The sequence below is a fragment of the Streptomyces sp. NPDC020747 genome, assembly GCF_044334695.1.
Classification (GTDB): Bacteria; Actinomycetota; Actinomycetes; order Streptomycetales; family Streptomycetaceae; genus Streptomyces.
In genome coordinates, this window is sequence record NZ_JBIRTJ010000011.1 from 345,446 (window position 1) to 359,468 (window position 14,023).

13 protein-coding genes and 2 pseudogenes are annotated in these 14,023 nt (G+C 72.0%); 8 read left to right on the top strand and 7 right to left on the bottom strand.

From position 1 onward, the window contains the following. Positions 1-2: 2 nt before the first annotated feature. Positions 3-788: a ferredoxin reductase gene (locus ACH4YP_RS28650; RefSeq protein WP_398493344.1), complete on the top strand. Its 786-nt coding sequence runs from the start codon at positions 3-5 to the stop codon at positions 786-788. A 28-nt stretch (positions 789-816) separates the two neighbouring features. On the opposite strand, the gene ACH4YP_RS28655 is transcribed toward ACH4YP_RS28650, so the two are convergent. After that, positions 817-1,716 carry a universal stress protein gene (locus ACH4YP_RS28655; RefSeq protein WP_398493346.1) on the bottom strand — a complete coding sequence of 300 codons (900 nt, stop codon included), beginning with the start codon at positions 1,714-1,716 and terminating at the stop codon, positions 817-819. A 306-nt stretch (positions 1,717-2,022) separates the two neighbouring features. Here ACH4YP_RS28655 and ACH4YP_RS28660 point away from each other — a divergent pair, with 306 nt between their 5' ends. Then, the gene (locus ACH4YP_RS28660) at positions 2,023-2,607 is read left to right on the top strand and encodes a DUF3592 domain-containing protein (protein ID WP_361061996.1); all 585 of its coding nucleotides are present in this window, start codon (positions 2,023-2,025) and stop codon (positions 2,605-2,607) included. An 84-nt stretch (positions 2,608-2,691) separates the two neighbouring features. Here the strand turns inward: ACH4YP_RS28660 and ACH4YP_RS28665 are convergent, their stop codons facing one another. Then, on the bottom strand, positions 2,692-4,050 hold the full coding sequence (locus ACH4YP_RS28665; RefSeq protein ID WP_398493348.1) for an 8-oxoguanine deaminase: 1,359 nt from the start codon (positions 4,048-4,050) through the stop codon (positions 2,692-2,694). Between the two features lie 112 nt (positions 4,051-4,162). Here ACH4YP_RS28665 and ACH4YP_RS28670 point away from each other — a divergent pair, with 112 nt between their 5' ends. The 4 genes from ACH4YP_RS28670 (at position 4,163) to ACH4YP_RS28685 (ending at position 7,292) form a co-directional block, all read left to right on the top strand. Further along, complete coding sequence (locus tag ACH4YP_RS28670) at positions 4,163-5,131, top strand: acetylxylan esterase (RefSeq protein WP_398493350.1); 969 nt, start codon at positions 4,163-4,165, stop codon at positions 5,129-5,131. 10 nt (positions 5,132-5,141) lie between these two features. Beyond that, complete coding sequence (locus tag ACH4YP_RS28675) at positions 5,142-5,549, top strand: nuclear transport factor 2 family protein (protein WP_361061986.1); 408 nt, start codon at positions 5,142-5,144, stop codon at positions 5,547-5,549. Positions 5,550-5,764: 215 nt separating this feature from the next. Then, on the top strand, positions 5,765-6,934 hold the full coding sequence (locus tag ACH4YP_RS28680; RefSeq protein ID WP_398493353.1) for a serine hydrolase domain-containing protein: 1,170 nt from the start codon (positions 5,765-5,767) through the stop codon (positions 6,932-6,934). Positions 6,935-7,019: 85 nt separating this feature from the next. Continuing rightward, on the top strand, positions 7,020-7,292 hold the full coding sequence (locus ACH4YP_RS28685) for a hypothetical protein (protein WP_398493355.1): 273 nt from the start codon (positions 7,020-7,022) through the stop codon (positions 7,290-7,292). Positions 7,293-7,334: 42 nt separating this feature from the next. Here ACH4YP_RS28685 and ACH4YP_RS28690 read toward each other — a convergent pair. From ACH4YP_RS28690 to ACH4YP_RS28705, 4 genes and pseudogenes are all read right to left on the bottom strand, one after another. After that, positions 7,335-7,664, bottom strand: a pseudogene (locus ACH4YP_RS28690) (ATP-binding protein); the annotation flags it as partial. A 15-nt stretch (positions 7,665-7,679) separates the two neighbouring features. Continuing rightward, positions 7,680-7,949 (bottom strand): annotated as a pseudogene (locus ACH4YP_RS28695) (hypothetical protein); the annotation flags it as partial. A gap of 12 nt (positions 7,950-7,961) precedes the next feature. Continuing rightward, entirely contained in the window at positions 7,962-8,213 is a 252-nt protein-coding gene (locus ACH4YP_RS28700) for a hypothetical protein (RefSeq protein ID WP_398493357.1), read from the bottom strand. A gap of 67 nt (positions 8,214-8,280) precedes the next feature. After that, entirely contained in the window at positions 8,281-9,168 is an 888-nt protein-coding gene (locus ACH4YP_RS28705) for an MEDS domain-containing protein (protein ID WP_361061975.1), read from the bottom strand. 170 nt (positions 9,169-9,338) lie between these two features. Here ACH4YP_RS28705 and ACH4YP_RS28710 point away from each other — a divergent pair, with 170 nt between their 5' ends. Further along, positions 9,339-11,411, top strand: coding sequence for an ATP-binding protein (locus tag ACH4YP_RS28710; protein WP_398493359.1), 2,073 nt, complete (start codon positions 9,339-9,341; stop codon positions 11,409-11,411). A 191-nt stretch (positions 11,412-11,602) separates the two neighbouring features. Here the strand turns inward: ACH4YP_RS28710 and ACH4YP_RS28715 are convergent, their stop codons facing one another. After that, positions 11,603-13,213 (bottom strand): hypothetical protein, encoded by a 1,611-nt coding sequence (locus tag ACH4YP_RS28715; protein ID WP_398493361.1) that lies wholly within the window; start codon positions 13,211-13,213, stop codon positions 11,603-11,605. Positions 13,214-13,341: 128 nt separating this feature from the next. Between ACH4YP_RS28715 and ACH4YP_RS28720 the strand changes: the two genes are divergently transcribed. Continuing rightward, positions 13,342-14,022, top strand: coding sequence for a response regulator transcription factor (locus ACH4YP_RS28720; protein ID WP_361061968.1), 681 nt, complete (start codon positions 13,342-13,344; stop codon positions 14,020-14,022). Position 14,023: the final 1 nt, after the last annotated feature.

The window sequence follows — 14,023 nt, forward strand, 5'->3', positions numbered from 1 at the left end:
CCATGTCCGCCAGCGACTCCACAGACTCCACGCCGTCGGCGGGCTTCACGCCGCCGACCCGTTTCGCCGTGCCCGGGCGGATCTCCGTGAGCGACCGCGCGGCGGCCACCTGGCAGCGCGCCACGCTCACCGAGGTCCGCCGGGAGACCCCGCACGCGGCGACCTTCCGGTTCGCGGTGCCGGACTGGGAGGGCCATCTGCCCGGGCAGCATCTGATGCTGCGGCTTCGGGCGGAGGACGGCTATGTCGCCCAGCGGCACTATTCGATCGCCTCGCCGCCCGACGACACCGGGCACATCGAGCTCACCCTCGACCACGTCGACGGCGGTGAGGTGTCCGGCTGGTTCCACACCGTCGCCAAGCCCGGCGACGAGGTGGAGGTGCGCGGCCCGCTCAGCGGCTTCTTCGCCTGGCCGGGCGACCGGCCCGCCGTGCTCGTCGGCGCGGGCTCCGGCGTCGTACCGCTGATGTCGATGGTCCGCCACCATCGCGCGCGGGGGCTGTCGGTGCCGCTGCGGCTCCTCGTGTCGGCTCGCCGCCCCGAGGAGCTGATCTACGCGTCGGAGTACGGGGCCGAGACCACACCCGTGTTCACGCGCGCCGCGCCGGAGGGTGTGCCCGTGGGACGTGTGTCGGCCGCACATGTGGCGACACTCCTGGCCGACCGGCCCGAAGGTGGGTGGGAGGCCTATGTGTGCGGTTCGAACGGGTTCGCCGAGCATGCCTCGCGGCTGTTGGTGGACGCCGGACAGCCGGTGGACCGCATTCGGATCGAACGCTTCGGCTGATCGGCCCGAGGCGCACGGTCGACGTCTCTCAGGGATGGGGCACCACGGCGACCGGGCACGTGGAGTGGTGGACCAGGGAACGGGCCGCGCGGCCCAGGCCCGGTCCGGCCGAGGCGCGACGGCCGATGACCAGCAGTCCCGCCCGGGTGGACGCCTGCAGCAGATGGTGCCCGGCGTGCCCGTGGGCCACGCGTTCGGTGACCTCGGTCTCCGGATACTTGTGTCGCCAGGGCAGCAGAGTCACCGCCAGGGAACGGCACTTGGCGTCCTCCTGATCGGCCGTGTCACCGGGCGTCCGCCCGCCGTCGAGGTAGCCCCGCCGTGGGGACGGCGTCCAGGCGTGCACGACGTGCAGCGGCGCCGAGCGGACGGTGGCAGTGTCGAAGGCGTGGCCGATGAGGTCGTCCGCGGGGTGGGCGAGGTCGAGACCGAGGACCACGGGCAGGTACGGGGCCCGGGTGGGCGCGGTGGTCCCGTCGACGGGCATCCGTTCGTCCTCGGGGAGTTCGCCCGCGCGCACCAGCACCACCGGGCGTTCGGCCCGAGCGGCCACGGCGAGCGCGACCGAGCCGACCAGGAATCCGGCGAAGCCGCTGAAGCCCCGCGAGCCCAGGACCAGGGTCTCCGACTCCGCGGCGGCGGCGACCAGCGCCGGGACGGCAGGAGTGTCCGCGCGGCGGGCGATGATGTCCAACGCCGGGTGGCCGTAGGAGAGTTGGACGGCGGCCCGGTCGAGTGTGGTGCGGACGGGCACGCCGCCCGAGGGCCCTGCGGGTGCGTCGGGGTCGTCCCCGGCGTGCAGCAGCCGCAGGGTGACCCCGCGTCGCTCGGCCTCGCGGGCCGCCCAGTCGGCGGCGTCGAGACTCGCGCGGGAGCCGTCGATGCCGACGGTGACGGTCCGGGTGTCGGTCCGGGTGTCCTTGCTCATGGCTCGTACCTTTCGAAGCTCATGCCTCCTGCCTTTCGTCCGCGTGTCCCGGGGTACCCCTCTCGCGCGTCTCGCGGATGCCCTCACGGTGATCGCCGCACCGGTCGCACACGCGACTTCCCGGTCACACACACGACGCGGGTTCCACACCGGGCGCGGATCAGTCGTGGGCGGCTGGCGAAGACGCCCGACGAAGAGGACGGTGGAAGGTGGGCGGCGTACGCCGGTGAGGGTGTGACGAGAGGCGGTAACGGTCACGAGCGGTGCCGAGAGGCGAGAGCGGTCGAGCGGTGAGGAGGCCGGGCGATGCGGGCACGGGTACGGGGCTGGCGGTGGCGGCGCAATCCGCTGCGGCGCCGCTCGGACGTGGTGGAGGCGTGGACCGCGCTGTTCGTCGCGGTCCTGCTGTGTGTCGGCGGCCCGCTGGCCGGGATCGCCGCGGGCTGGTGGGCGTACGACGGAGCGCGGGCCACGGCCGGGGAGCAGCGCGCCCAACGGCACCGGGTGCCCGCAGAGGTCACCGAGCACGCGCCCGCCGCGGTGCCGACCTCCGAGGGCGAAGCCCAGCCGACCTACCGGGTGACCGTCCGCTGGACCGAGCCGGGCGAGCAGCCGCGTACGGACAAGGCCCGAGTACCCGCCGGTACCCGCAGCGGCGACCGCGCGTACATCTGGCTGGACGACCGGGGCCGGGTCGTCCCCGCCCCCGCGGACGGCACCGCCGTGTGGCAGCACACGCTGTCGGTGGGCGCCTGCGCCACGGGCGTGTTCGCGGGCGGCGTCCTGGGAGCGTATGCCGTCGTACGACGGGTCGCCGCGCGCCATCGCCTGGCCGAGTGGGAACAGGAGTGGGCGTACACGGGGCCCGAGTGGCGCCGCCACTGCACCTGAGGCCCCTCGCGCGGGCGGAGGTGACGCCGGGCTGTCGGCCCCGGAACGGAATCGCGCAGGCCCGTGATCAGCCCCCGGCGGGCGTCAGCCGAGTCCCTGCATGCTCCGCGCGATGCGCCCGTGCTCCCGCAGCGCGTCACGCAGCCCGGGCAGCACCGGCTCGCCCCGGTCGACGAGGACGCGGCCGCCGACCACCGTGGTCCAGGCCCGGCCTGGCCCGCACCGCAGCCAGGCCTCGACGGGGTCGCTCAGCGCGCCCGCGAGCGCGACCTCGTGCAGGTCCCAGACGACGAGGTCGGCGCAGGCGCCCGGCCGTAGCTGCCCCAACTCGTCGGCGCGGCCCAGGCATTGGGCGGATCCGCGGGTCGCGATGTCGAGGGCGTCACGGGCGGTCATCGCGCCGGGTCCGCCCCGATAGCGGCCGAGCAGGAGGGCGCCGCGGGTCTCCATCCACAGCGAGGCGTGGTCGGTGGAGGCGGAGCCGTCGCAGCCGATACCTACCGGCAGGCCCAGTTCGCGCATCTCCCGCACGCGGGCGGTGCCGCCGCCGATGAGCATGTTGGAACTGGGGCAGTGCGCCACGCCGACCCCGGCCCCGGCGAGGCGCCGCAGCTCGGCGTCGTTCGGGTAGATGCAGTGCGCGACCCAGCTGCGGTCGCTCAGCCAGCCCGTGTCCTCGAAGTACTCGACGGGCCGGCAGCCGTACGTCTCCAGGCAGTACGTGTCCTCGTCGCGGTCCTCCGCGAGATGCGTGTGCAGCCGTACGTCGTACCGTTCGGCGAGTTCCGCGGTCGCCGTCATCAGTTCCTTGGTGACCGAGAACGGCGAGCAGGGGGCGAGCGCGACCCGGACGAGTGCGCCCGGCTCCGGGTCGTGGTGGGCCTTGATCAGCCGCTCGCTGTCGGCGAGGACCTCGTCCTCGGTCTGGGTGACGCTTCTCGGCGGCAGGCCCCCGTCCTCCACGGACCGGGTCATCGAGCCGCGGGTGGCATGGAAGCGGAACCCGATGTCCCGCGCGGCGCGGATCTCGGCGTCCACGAGGCGTGGGCGCGGATGTACGTAGAGGTGGTCGGAGGAGGTCGTACAGCCGCCCATCAGCAGCTCGGTCATGCCGACGTAGGCAGATACGTACACCGCCTCCTCGTCGAGCGCGGCCCACAGCGGGTACAGCGTGGTGAGCCAGTCGAAGAGAGAGCCGTTCACCGCGGGCGCATAGGAGCGGGTGAGGTTCTGGTAGATGTGATGGTGCGTGTTGATCAGTCCGGGGGTGACGATCCGGCCGGCCGCGGACACCGTCGAGCGGGCCTCCGGTTCGGCCCCGGGCCCGCCCACTGCGGCGACCCGGCCGTCCACGACGGCCACCCAGCCGCCCGCGATCTCCCGTTCCCCGTCCACTACCAGCAGTTCGGCGTCCTTGACCAGCAGGTCCACGGCAGGCGGCATGGCGTCATCGTAGCCAGGACCGACGGGCCCGCGGAGGAGGTCTGGCGGCCCTCCGGCCACCCCCGTACGGTGTGATCATCCGCACCCTTATTCATAGCAAAGGCAGTCTTCCATGGCCTTGTTCGACCTTCCTCTCGATCAGCTCCGGAACTATCGCAGCGCGTCCGTCGAGCCCGAGGACTTCGACGCCTTCTGGGGCAAGACGCTTCAGGAGGCGCGCGAACACGGTCTGGACGCCCGCTTCGAACCCGTCGAGACGCACCTGAAGAACGTGAAGGTCTTCGACGTCACGTTCGCCGGGTTCGGCGGCCACCCGGTGAAGGGCTGGCTGACACTTCCGGCCTGGGCGAACACACCGTTGCCGACGGTCGTCGAGTACATCGGTTACGGCGGCGGACGCGGCCTTCCCCATACGCATCTGCTGTGGGCGTCGGCGGGCTTCGCGCACTTTGTGATGGACACGCGGGGGCAGGGCGGCGCGTGGGGCGGCGGCGGTGACACGCCGGACCCGGTGGGCAGCGCGCCCGCGTATCCCGGGTTCATGACGCGGGGTATCGACGCTCCCGAGAACTACTACTACCGGCGGGTGTTCACCGACGGGGTGCGGGCCGTCGAGGCGGCCCGCTCGCACGAGTTCGTCGATGCCGAGCGCGTCGCGGTGGTCGGTTCGAGCCAGGGCGGCGGCATCTCGATCGCGGTGGGCGGACTGGTGCCGGACCTCTCGGCGGTCGCGCCGGACGTGCCGTTCCTGTGCGACTACCCGCGCGCGACGACGCTCACGGACCGCGATCCGTACCGGGAGGTCGGCAACTACCTCAAGACGCACCGCGGCCGCACCGAGCAGGTCCTGCGCACGCTCTCCTATTTCGACGCCGTGCACTTCGCCGCGCGCGGCAGCGCGCCCGCCCTGTTCTCGGCGGCGCTGGAGGACCAGACCTGCCCGCCGTCGACGGTCTTCGGGGTCTTCAACGCGTGGGGTCACGACGACAAGCAGATCGAGGTGTACGACTTCAACGACCACGAGGGCGGCGGCCCGTTCCAGGAGGCCGTGAAGCTGGCCTGGCTGCCCCAGCGCTTCTGAGGCGGCCGGAATGGAGACTCGGGAGGCGGCCGAGCGGTTCGTCCGGGTGTGGGAGCGCGCCTGGGCGGAGCACGACGTGGACGCGCTGCTCGCGCTGTACGCCGAGGGGTGCGTCCACCGCTCGATGCCGTTCCGCGAGCCGCATCGCGGGCGGGACGAACTCGCCGCGTACCTTCGCCGGTCGTTCGCCGACGAGCGGGTTGTCGATGTGCGGTTCGGGGCGCCGGTGATCGGCGAACACGGTGTGGCCGTCGCCGAGTTCAGGGTTCTCGCCGAGGAGGGTGAGGGCGCAGCCTCGACATTGGCCGGGTGTGTCATCGTGCGCTTCGACGCGGAGGGCTTCGCCGTGGAGGCACGGGACTACTGGCACTCCGCGCCGGGGCATCAGGAGCCGGCGGGGCCGCTGTCTCTCGGCTGAACGCCTGGGGGTAGGGGCGACGGGCTGTCGGGAACCTGCGGACCGGCTGTGGCCGGCCGCGCCCACGCGGCGGAGCCGCACGCCGATGCGGCCCCGCGCCCCTGACGGGGCGCTGTTCGGCCCGACCGCTTCCTTCCAGTCCGACCAGTCGGTACGTTCAAGGGGGCCGGGCGGCCCTTTCGCGCCCGGCGTTCCCGGCGGACGACGGAGGAGCCATGTCCCAGGTTCAGGGTCGGTGCGAGGCGCGCTTCGAGGCGGTACGGGCCGCGTTCGAGGAGAACTTCCAGGAGCGCGACGAGCTGGGCGCGGCCGTGGCCGTCACCGTGGACGGCGAGACCGTGGTCGACCTGTGGGGCGGCTGGGCGGACTCGGCCCGGACACGCGCGTGGGAGCGGGACACGCTGGTCAACGTGTGGTCGACCACGAAGGGTCCGACCGCGCTGTGCGCGCACATCCTGGCCGACCGCGGGCTGCTCGACCTGGACGCGCCGGTGGCCACGTACTGGCCGGAGTTCGCCGCGGCGGGCAAGGAGGCGGTGCTCGTACGGCATCTGCTGTCGCACCGGGCGGGGCTGGCCGGGTTGCCGGAGCCGCACTCGCTGGAGCAGCTCTTCGACTGGGACTTGACCACGAAGCGGCTCGCGGCGACGGAGCCCTGGTGGGAGCCGGGGACGGCGTCGGGCTACCACGCGATGACGTACGGCTTCCTGGTCGGTGAAGTGGTGCGGCGCGTCTCGGGGTTGCTGCCGAGCGCCTTCCTGGAGCGGGAGGTGACCGGGCCGCTCGGCATCGACTTCACCATCGGGCTGCCGGAGAAGGAGGCCGGGCGGGCGGCCGAGCTGGTGCATCCGCCGGCCGCCGCGGCCAGTGAACAGGCCGCGATCTTCAGCCAGTTGACGCCGGTGGCGCTGGCCGCCCTGGCCAATCCCCTGACGGACGCGGCCGGTGCCAACACGACGGCGTGGCGGGCCGCGGAGATCCCTGCCGCCAACGGACACGGCACGGCCCGCGCGATCGCCGCGCTGTACGGGATCTTCGCCGGGCGGGGCTCGTACGGCTCGCAGCGCGTCCTCTCCGCCGAGGCCGCCGAGCGGGTCCGCGAGGGACAGGGCGCATGCCGTGATCTGGTCCTCGGGGCCGGTTTCGAAAGCGAGACGGAGATCGGCCTGGGCCTCTGGCTCAGCGGGCCCAACCGCTCCTACGGCCCGAATCCGAGGGCCTTCGGGCATGACGGCTTCGGCGGTTCCTGCGGTCTCGCCGACCCCGAGACGGGCGTCTCACTGGGCTATGTCATGAACCGCATGGGCCCGCACATCGCCGACGACCCACGGAAGATGGCACTCATCGACGCCCTCTACACCGCGCTGAAGGCAGGGCGGGCCTGAACGTGGCGGCGACGCGCCCGCCACGGAGCCGGGCGTGCATCACGCCTCGGCACCTGGGCGGGCAGGGCCGGTTGTCCCGTCACCTATGAGTTCAGCGCATGGCGACCTCGCGCTCCGCACGGTGTTCGCCGTCGGCGCCGCCCTCGCGGTCCTCGTGGTCTTCGCGGTCCCGCGTCGGCGTGGCGTGCTGTGGGAGTTTCGCGCTCTCGATGTCGACGTCGGGGGGGATGCGGTCGAGCCAGGTGGGCAGGCCCCAGGCGCGGCGGCCGAGCAGGGCCTCCAGGAGTCCGGCATATGGGCGGCGATGGCCTTCCTGCGTGCCGGCATCGCGACGCTGCCCGCCGCTCCGCGCCCCTGATGCCCCCGATGGGCATGCCCCAGGACGGCGGTCCCGGGCCCGTCACCGGGCGGCGCTCCTCCTGAAGTAGAGGCGTACGACGGAGTCGGCCGGATCCAGCGTCTGAGTGGCCAGGTCGCTCAACTGCCGTACCACCCACATCCCGTGGCCGCTCGCGGCGCGCGGGTCGGGTGGCAGATGGCCCGGGAAAGGCGGAGGCGGGGGCGCGGTCGGCGTGCCGGTGTCGGAGATCTCGCAGATCACGTGGTCGGAGTCGCTGCGCAGCCGCAGGACGCCCCGACCGCCGCCGTGGTGCACGGAGTTGACCACCGCCTCGTGCGCAGCGGTCACCATGTCGTACGTCAGTTGCTCGGGCACCCCGAGGCCACGGGCGTACGCGGAGAGTGCTCACCGTACGTGCGCCGACCGGCCGCGCGCGAAGGGAACGTCGTCGTGTCCCGCGGGGAGCGCCGGAGGCCGAGTCGTGTCGCACTCGGCAGAGAAGTCGGCCGGGTCCACGTATCGACCGCAGTGTGCCGACCGCCTTGGTCCCAGGGCGAGTTGGGGATGGGTGCGGACCGCCGAGCGGATGACGCCGACCGGGAGGGCGCGGGTGTCGTACGGGCAGAGGATCCAGTGTCCGGTGCCCGCGAAGGCGATGTTGAGCAGGGATTCGTACCGCGTCCACTCTCAGACCTCGAAGGCCGTTCGGTCCGACCAGACGGGCTCGCCGATGACCCGGACCCTGCGCGGCCGGACAGTCTCGTGCGTCTCGTCCGTCTCGTCCGTCTCGTGCGTCTCGTGCGTGTCGTGCGCGGCGCAGTAGGCGTTGTAGCGGCCCAGGGTGCGGGACGGGCTGTCGTACCAGTCGTCCGCGTCGACGAACTCGACCTCGTCCGAGCGCCGGCCGAGCGCCTGGTGGACGAACCGCGTACGGCTCACGACGCCGCTCCTTCCGTCGAGTCCTCTTGGGAGTCCTTGCAGGTCACGTTGTTCGAATCAGCTCGGCTTACAGGTCCCCATGTTCGACGAGCAGTCCTGGTACACGGTCCCAGCCGGTGACCCTCATCAGCCGCTGAATGTGCGGGGCGACGCCGTGCAGGACGAGGGTGCCGCCCGACGCGGACAGGGCGCCGCCCGCGAAGACCAGCAGGCGCAGCGCGCCGACGTCGATGAAGCGCAGGTCGCGCAGGTCGATCCGGGTGCGCACGCCGTTCACCGGGCGGGCGCGGGCACGAGCCGTCTCGGCGTGCAGGGCACGGGCCAGGGCGGTCACGTTCGTGTCGTCGACCTCTCCGGCGAGCGCGAGGCCGGGCGGGGCGAAGGTGCGGGTGATGGAGAGCAGTTCGTCGTGCCAGACGAGGTCGGCGGCGACCCGGCCGTGGTGCAGTCCGTCGAGGGGGGCCAGCTCGCCCTCGGCGAAGACACGGCGGTCGTACTGGCAGATGCCGAGGACGGGCAGGGACGCGAAGACGGGTTCGAGGAGGAGTTCGCTGTCGTGCAGTGTCTTGAGGCCCTTGCCCGCCTGGCCGCGCATGACCTCCAAGCTGACGCGCAGGCCGAGGTAGCCGTCACCGACCGCGCGGCGCGTCTCGCGGCGGATCACCTCGTCGAGGTCCCACAGGCCGTCGGGGGTCGCGAGGTGCGGGTCCACGGTCAGCCGTCCGGCGGCGAGTTCGTCGTCGACGGCGCACCCGCGGGACTCCAGGAAGGTCAGGGCGAGGTCGGCCGGCAGATCGGCGGGGCCCAGCAGCAGCCCGCGGTGGCCGCTGGCCAGCCCGTCCAGGAGGAACGCGGCGACCACGGTCTCGCGCTCCTCGTCCGCTTCGTAACCCAGGAGCAGATGGTCCCCGGCGCGCATCTCTCCGACCGCTCTCGGTGCGGGCACGGTGTCCATCCCCCGCACCTCCCAAGGTCGCCACTCGGCGTGCCGGGACGCATCCACGCTACGCCCAATACGGCCTCGGCGTGAGGGCGCGGGCCCGAATACCGGTCACTCGGGCAGGGGTCGGACACGGGCGTTCCCGGGCGTTAGGGTGACCGCCATCGGTCGGGTGAGGGGGAGCGATGGCGGCCTCGGTGCGCAACGGCAGGACCGGCAATCTCCCCGCCGAGTCCAACGCCTTCATCGGCCGCAATTCCGAACTGGCCGAAATATCAGCCCTGTTGGGGACCGCGCGGCTCGTCACCCTCACCGGCCCCGGTGGCGTCGGCAAGTCACGGCTGGCGCTGCGGGCCGCGCACACCGTGCGGGCCGCCTTCCCCGGCGGGGTGTGGCTGGTGGAGCTGTCCGACCTCAAGAACCCCGACCTCCTCACGAACGCCCTGGCCGAGGCGACCCGGCTGACCGAGCAGACTCTGCGCCCGCTCCTGGAGGCCGTCTACGAGCATCTCGACGACGGGCCGCTGCTGCTCGTCCTGGACACCTGCGATCACGTACTGGACGAGTGTGCGCGTGTCGTCCAGGAACTCCTCGCGCACGTACCGGAGTTACGGGTTCTGGCCACCAGCCGTCAGCCGCTCGGGGCGGTCGGCGAGCATCTGCTGTCCGTGACGCCGCTGCCGCTCGGCGAACGCGACGACGCGGTGGCGCTGTTCGCGGCCCGCGCCGCGGCCGCCGTGCCGTCGTTCGCGCTGACCGACGCCAACCGGGCGAACGTGGCGGCGGTCTGCGCCCGCCTCGACGGGATCCCGCTGGCCCTGGAGCTGGCCGCGGTGCGGCTGCGCGGCTTCGCCCTCGACCGGCTCCTGGCGGGCCTCGACTCCCGGTTCGACCTGCTCGTCTCCCCCGCCCGGCCGCGGCTCGCCCGGCACCAGACGCTGCGTACGGCGATCGGCTGGAGCCATGAGCTGTGTACTCCGCTGGAGCGGCTGCTGTGGGCCCGCCTCTCCGTGTTCGCGGGCGGCTGGGACGTGGAGGCGGCCGAATTCGTGTGCCACGGCGGCCCGTTGGACGCCGAGGAGATTCTGGCGCTGCTCGCGTCGCTCACCGAGAAGTCGATCGTGACGCGCGAGGGCGACGGTGTGGCCGGGCGCTACCGGATGCTCGACACGGTCCGCACCTTCGGCGCCGAGTGGCTCGGCGGCCTCGGCGAGCAGGGCACGGTACGCGGGCGCCACCGTGACTACTTCCGCTGGATCGCGCGCCAGGGCCAGGCCGAGTGGCTGGGCCCCGGCCAGCGGATGTGGGCCGAGCGGCTGAGCGTGGAGCACGCCAACCTGCGGGTCGCGCTGGAGGAGTGCCTGGCGGCGCCGGATCCCGAGACGGCACTCGAACTCGCGGGCACACTCTGGTACTTCTGGTTCGCCTGCGGCTTCGCCGAGGAGGGACGCGCCCACCTGGAGCGCGCCCTGAGGCGGGCGCACGACAATGGCCCCGAGCACACTCTGGCGACCTGGGCACACCGCCTGGTCACCGTGGTGCCGGACGACCTGGACGCCGCCGAGTCGGTGAGCGCGGCCTACGTGTGGCTCGCCGAGGAACGTCAACTTCCGGTGCCCGCACTGCCGTTGACCGGGGCGAGCCTCGCGGTGCGCGGCGAGTCGGCACGGTCCGCGCTGCTGTACGGCAGCAGTAGGCAGGGGCCGGGCGTCGGGGGCGGAGCGGAGTTCTTCCAGCTCCTCACGCTGGCGCTGCAGGCGTATCTCCTGGCGGGGCAGGGCGCGTTCGAGCGCTGTGCGGCGGTGGCCGAGCGGCTGCGCGCCGACTGCGCGAAGCGCGGTGAACTGTGGATGCGGGCCTGGGGCGACTTCTTCGTCGCCCTCGCCGGGATCGGGCTCGGACGGCCGGACGACGCGCTGGTCTCCGCCCGCGAGGCCCTGGCCGCCAAGTGGCGCGTCCACGACCGGCTCGGCGCCGCGGCCGTCGCCGACCTCCTGGTCGCCGCGGAGGCCTCCCGCGGCGAGCCCGAACGTGCCGCCCGCCTCCTGGGCGTGGGCACACGCCTCTGGCACGCGGCCGGACTCCCCCAGCTCGGCGACACCGGGTCGACCGTCTTCCGCCGGGAGTACGCACGCCACCTCCGCAAGGCCCTCGGCGACACCGTCTTCGCCGAAACGGTGCGCGAAGGACGGGAGTTGAGCCCTGAGGCGGCGATCCGGCTCGCATTGGACGGCATACCCCACGAACCGGACCTCTGAGCGACATCGGGTCTCTGAGCGACACCGGTCCGCGAATGGGGTCACGTGACAGACGCAACGCCACCGGTCCCACCCCAATGGGCTGTGTTCATCCTGAACGTGCAGGTCACGGGCATGGGTGGGTGAGGCCATGCTGGTGCTGGTCGGCGCCACTGATCGTGTCGGTGATCCCTTCCGTCCATGGCCGGCAGCTACCGGCAAGCCGAGGTCCGTAGCTTCCGGGGCGAGGCAGCGTGACGGCGGTGGTGCTGGCCGGGCCGGCACCGGTCGCGGTCACTCATCACCCCACCGCTCGCTCCCGGGCTGCTGGATCCAGGACCGGCCTTCGGAGACGGGTCCTGGGCTCGGACATAGACGATGACTCGCGCCCCGTTGACACGGGTTGTTCCGTACTCGCGGAAGTGGCGCCGCAGGGTGCTTGTTTTCGCTTCCTCCTGCGGGTTGGCCGACGAGTGCACACCCACCGCGCGGACCGCGACGATCCGGTCGAACTCCAGCATGCGTGCCGCTATTTGCTCAGCGGGAAGCTCGACACCCGCGAGCGTGTTCGACGAGACGGCATCCTGCGCCAGGGCGAGATCCGTCAGAAGACGGGTGTCCTCGAGGTTGGCCGCGGTCAGGATCCGGTGCTGGCCGGCGAGATAGAGCAGCCCGTCGCCGGGACGGCCTTCCTCGCGTACGGCGGCGCCGATGGCGGTGACGTCATTGCTACGGCTCTGGGGCGTCCTCAGTGAAAGGCTCGGCTGGACGAGCGCGGCCAGTACGGCAATTGCCGCGATCCACGCGTAGCGGGAAGACCGCTGCCGCCGGAGGAAGTGATCCATCCAGGCGCCCAACAGCAAGGCGATTCCGATATTGCTGAAGACCACATACCGGTCGACGAAAAGGGGTTTGACCAGCGACGCGATCAGCAGCAGAAGGCCCGGAAGCACAAGAATCGGCACAGCCAGCACGGAAAGCCGCACGGGCCCTCTCACTCCCAGAGGCGCTCGGGCACACACCACGCCCACGACCGCCACCACCAGGAAATAGTCAGGCCGCACCGGTCCGCCGATCCAGGACACCTGCTCCGACTGCCCCGCGCTGTAGATCGCCAGCGGCAACAGCCCTGCCACAACGCCCGCGGCAGCCACGCTCCACGCCCTCAACACCGGTCGCGGAACACGGGAGACGAGCAGCGTGACGCCGTGTGCGACCAGGGCGAGGACCGCGAACTCATGGAGCAGACAGGCCAGCAGCATGGTGGAGCCATAGACCGCCCAACGCCACCGGGCGCGACGCGTGACGCTGACCACGAGCGCATAGGTGGCCCAGGTGACCAGGGCACAGACCATGGCGTACGAGCGGCCTTCCTGCGCGAACTTCTGTACCTGGGGAAGGAGCGGAAACACCAGCCCGGCCAGCAGCCCTGCGCGGGGTCCCGCCAGGCGTAGCGCCAGAAGCCCGACTCCGCTCGCAGCCAAGGACATCGCCAGCACGGACGGCAGCCGCAGCGTCAGCAGCCCTCCGCCGAAGAGACCGAAGATCTCATGCATCACGGCGTAGTAGAGGGCATGGACCAGATCGATGTGCTGGGCGGTGAGCCATATCTGCGAAAGATCGCGGTGCGCGAGCTGATAGGTGACGGACTCGTCCCCCCAGATGGTGTTCTCCCTGCGGATACCCCAGAGCCCCAGAGCGATGGTCAGCGCCAAGGGCGCGATGACGACAACGGCTTTGGCCGGGCTCGGTGCTTGTCGACGGACAGGCACGGGAGGCGAAATCGTCCTGGCCGCTGTGGGGGCACGTTCGTCAAGCGACATCGGCGGCAGGGCCTTTCAGCAGTGGCGAAGAGACTGCGCCAGCGTGCCGGGACCTCGTTGACCGGATGCTGATCCAACCTGACCGGCCGATCAGGAAAGGGGGCCGGCGCTGTGCGAGGCTGCACCGCATGCGCATCCTGGTGGTCGAAGACGAGGTGGACCTTGCCCACACCCTGCACACCGGTCTGACCGCCGAGGGCTACAGCGTCGACCTCGCCCATGACGGCCGGCAGGGACTGTGGATGGCCCGGACCGGCGAATACGCCCTTGTCGTACTGGACTTGATGCTGCCCGGACTCAACGGCTACAAGGTCTGCGCCCAACTGCGCCGGGAGGGCAACGCGACCCCCGTCCTGGTACTCACCGCCAAGGACGGGGACTGGGACCAGGCAGAGGCCCTGGACACGGGCGCCGACGACTACCTGGCCAAACCCTTCTCCTACATGGTGCTCGTCGCACGGCTGCGGGCCCTGGTCAGACGAGCCGCCACGGTCGCCCCGCCCGTCCTTGCCGTGGGCGACCTCTCGCTGGATGTCGCCGGCCGGGTCTGCCGCCGGGCCGGGGCCCGGGTGGATCTCACACCCCGGGAGTTCGCCGTGCTGGAGCTGCTGGCCCGCCGGGCGGGCCAGGCGGTCTCCAAATCGGATCTGCTCTATCACGCGTGGCCCGACGAAGCCCTGGATCCCAACCTGGTGGAGGCGCGCGTCAGCGCCCTGCGCAAGAAGGTGGACGCCGCGTTCGACCGGCAGTCCCTGCAGACCGTAAGAGGTACCGGCTACCGACTGGTGGACGACCGTGAACGCGACTGAT

Coding starts and splice junctions, on each gene's coding strand:
- ACH4YP_RS28665 (WP_398493348.1), bottom strand. CDS start 4,050: ATGCCGCCTGCCGTGGACCTGCTGGTCAAGGACGCCGAACTGCTGGTA.
- ACH4YP_RS28685 (WP_398493355.1), top strand. CDS start 7,020: ATGAGTTCAGCGCATGGCGACCTCGCGCTCCGCACGGTGTTCGCCGTC.
- ACH4YP_RS28720 (WP_361061968.1), top strand. CDS start 13,342: ATGCGCATCCTGGTGGTCGAAGACGAGGTGGACCTTGCCCACACCCTG.
- ACH4YP_RS28710 (WP_398493359.1), top strand. CDS start 9,339: ATGGCGGCCTCGGTGCGCAACGGCAGGACCGGCAATCTCCCCGCCGAG.
- ACH4YP_RS28705 (WP_361061975.1), bottom strand. CDS start 9,168: ATGGACACCGTGCCCGCACCGAGAGCGGTCGGAGAGATGCGCGCCGGG.
- ACH4YP_RS28675 (WP_361061986.1), top strand. CDS start 5,142: ATGGAGACTCGGGAGGCGGCCGAGCGGTTCGTCCGGGTGTGGGAGCGC.
- ACH4YP_RS28670 (WP_398493350.1), top strand. CDS start 4,163: ATGGCCTTGTTCGACCTTCCTCTCGATCAGCTCCGGAACTATCGCAGC.
- ACH4YP_RS28715 (WP_398493361.1), bottom strand. CDS start 13,213: ATGTCGCTTGACGAACGTGCCCCCACAGCGGCCAGGACGATTTCGCCT.
- ACH4YP_RS28655 (WP_398493346.1), bottom strand. CDS start 1,716: ATGAGCAAGGACACCCGGACCGACACCCGGACCGTCACCGTCGGCATC.
- ACH4YP_RS28650 (WP_398493344.1), top strand. CDS start 3: ATGTCCGCCAGCGACTCCACAGACTCCACGCCGTCGGCGGGCTTCACG.
- ACH4YP_RS28660 (WP_361061996.1), top strand. CDS start 2,023: ATGCGGGCACGGGTACGGGGCTGGCGGTGGCGGCGCAATCCGCTGCGG.
- ACH4YP_RS28680 (WP_398493353.1), top strand. CDS start 5,765: ATGTCCCAGGTTCAGGGTCGGTGCGAGGCGCGCTTCGAGGCGGTACGG.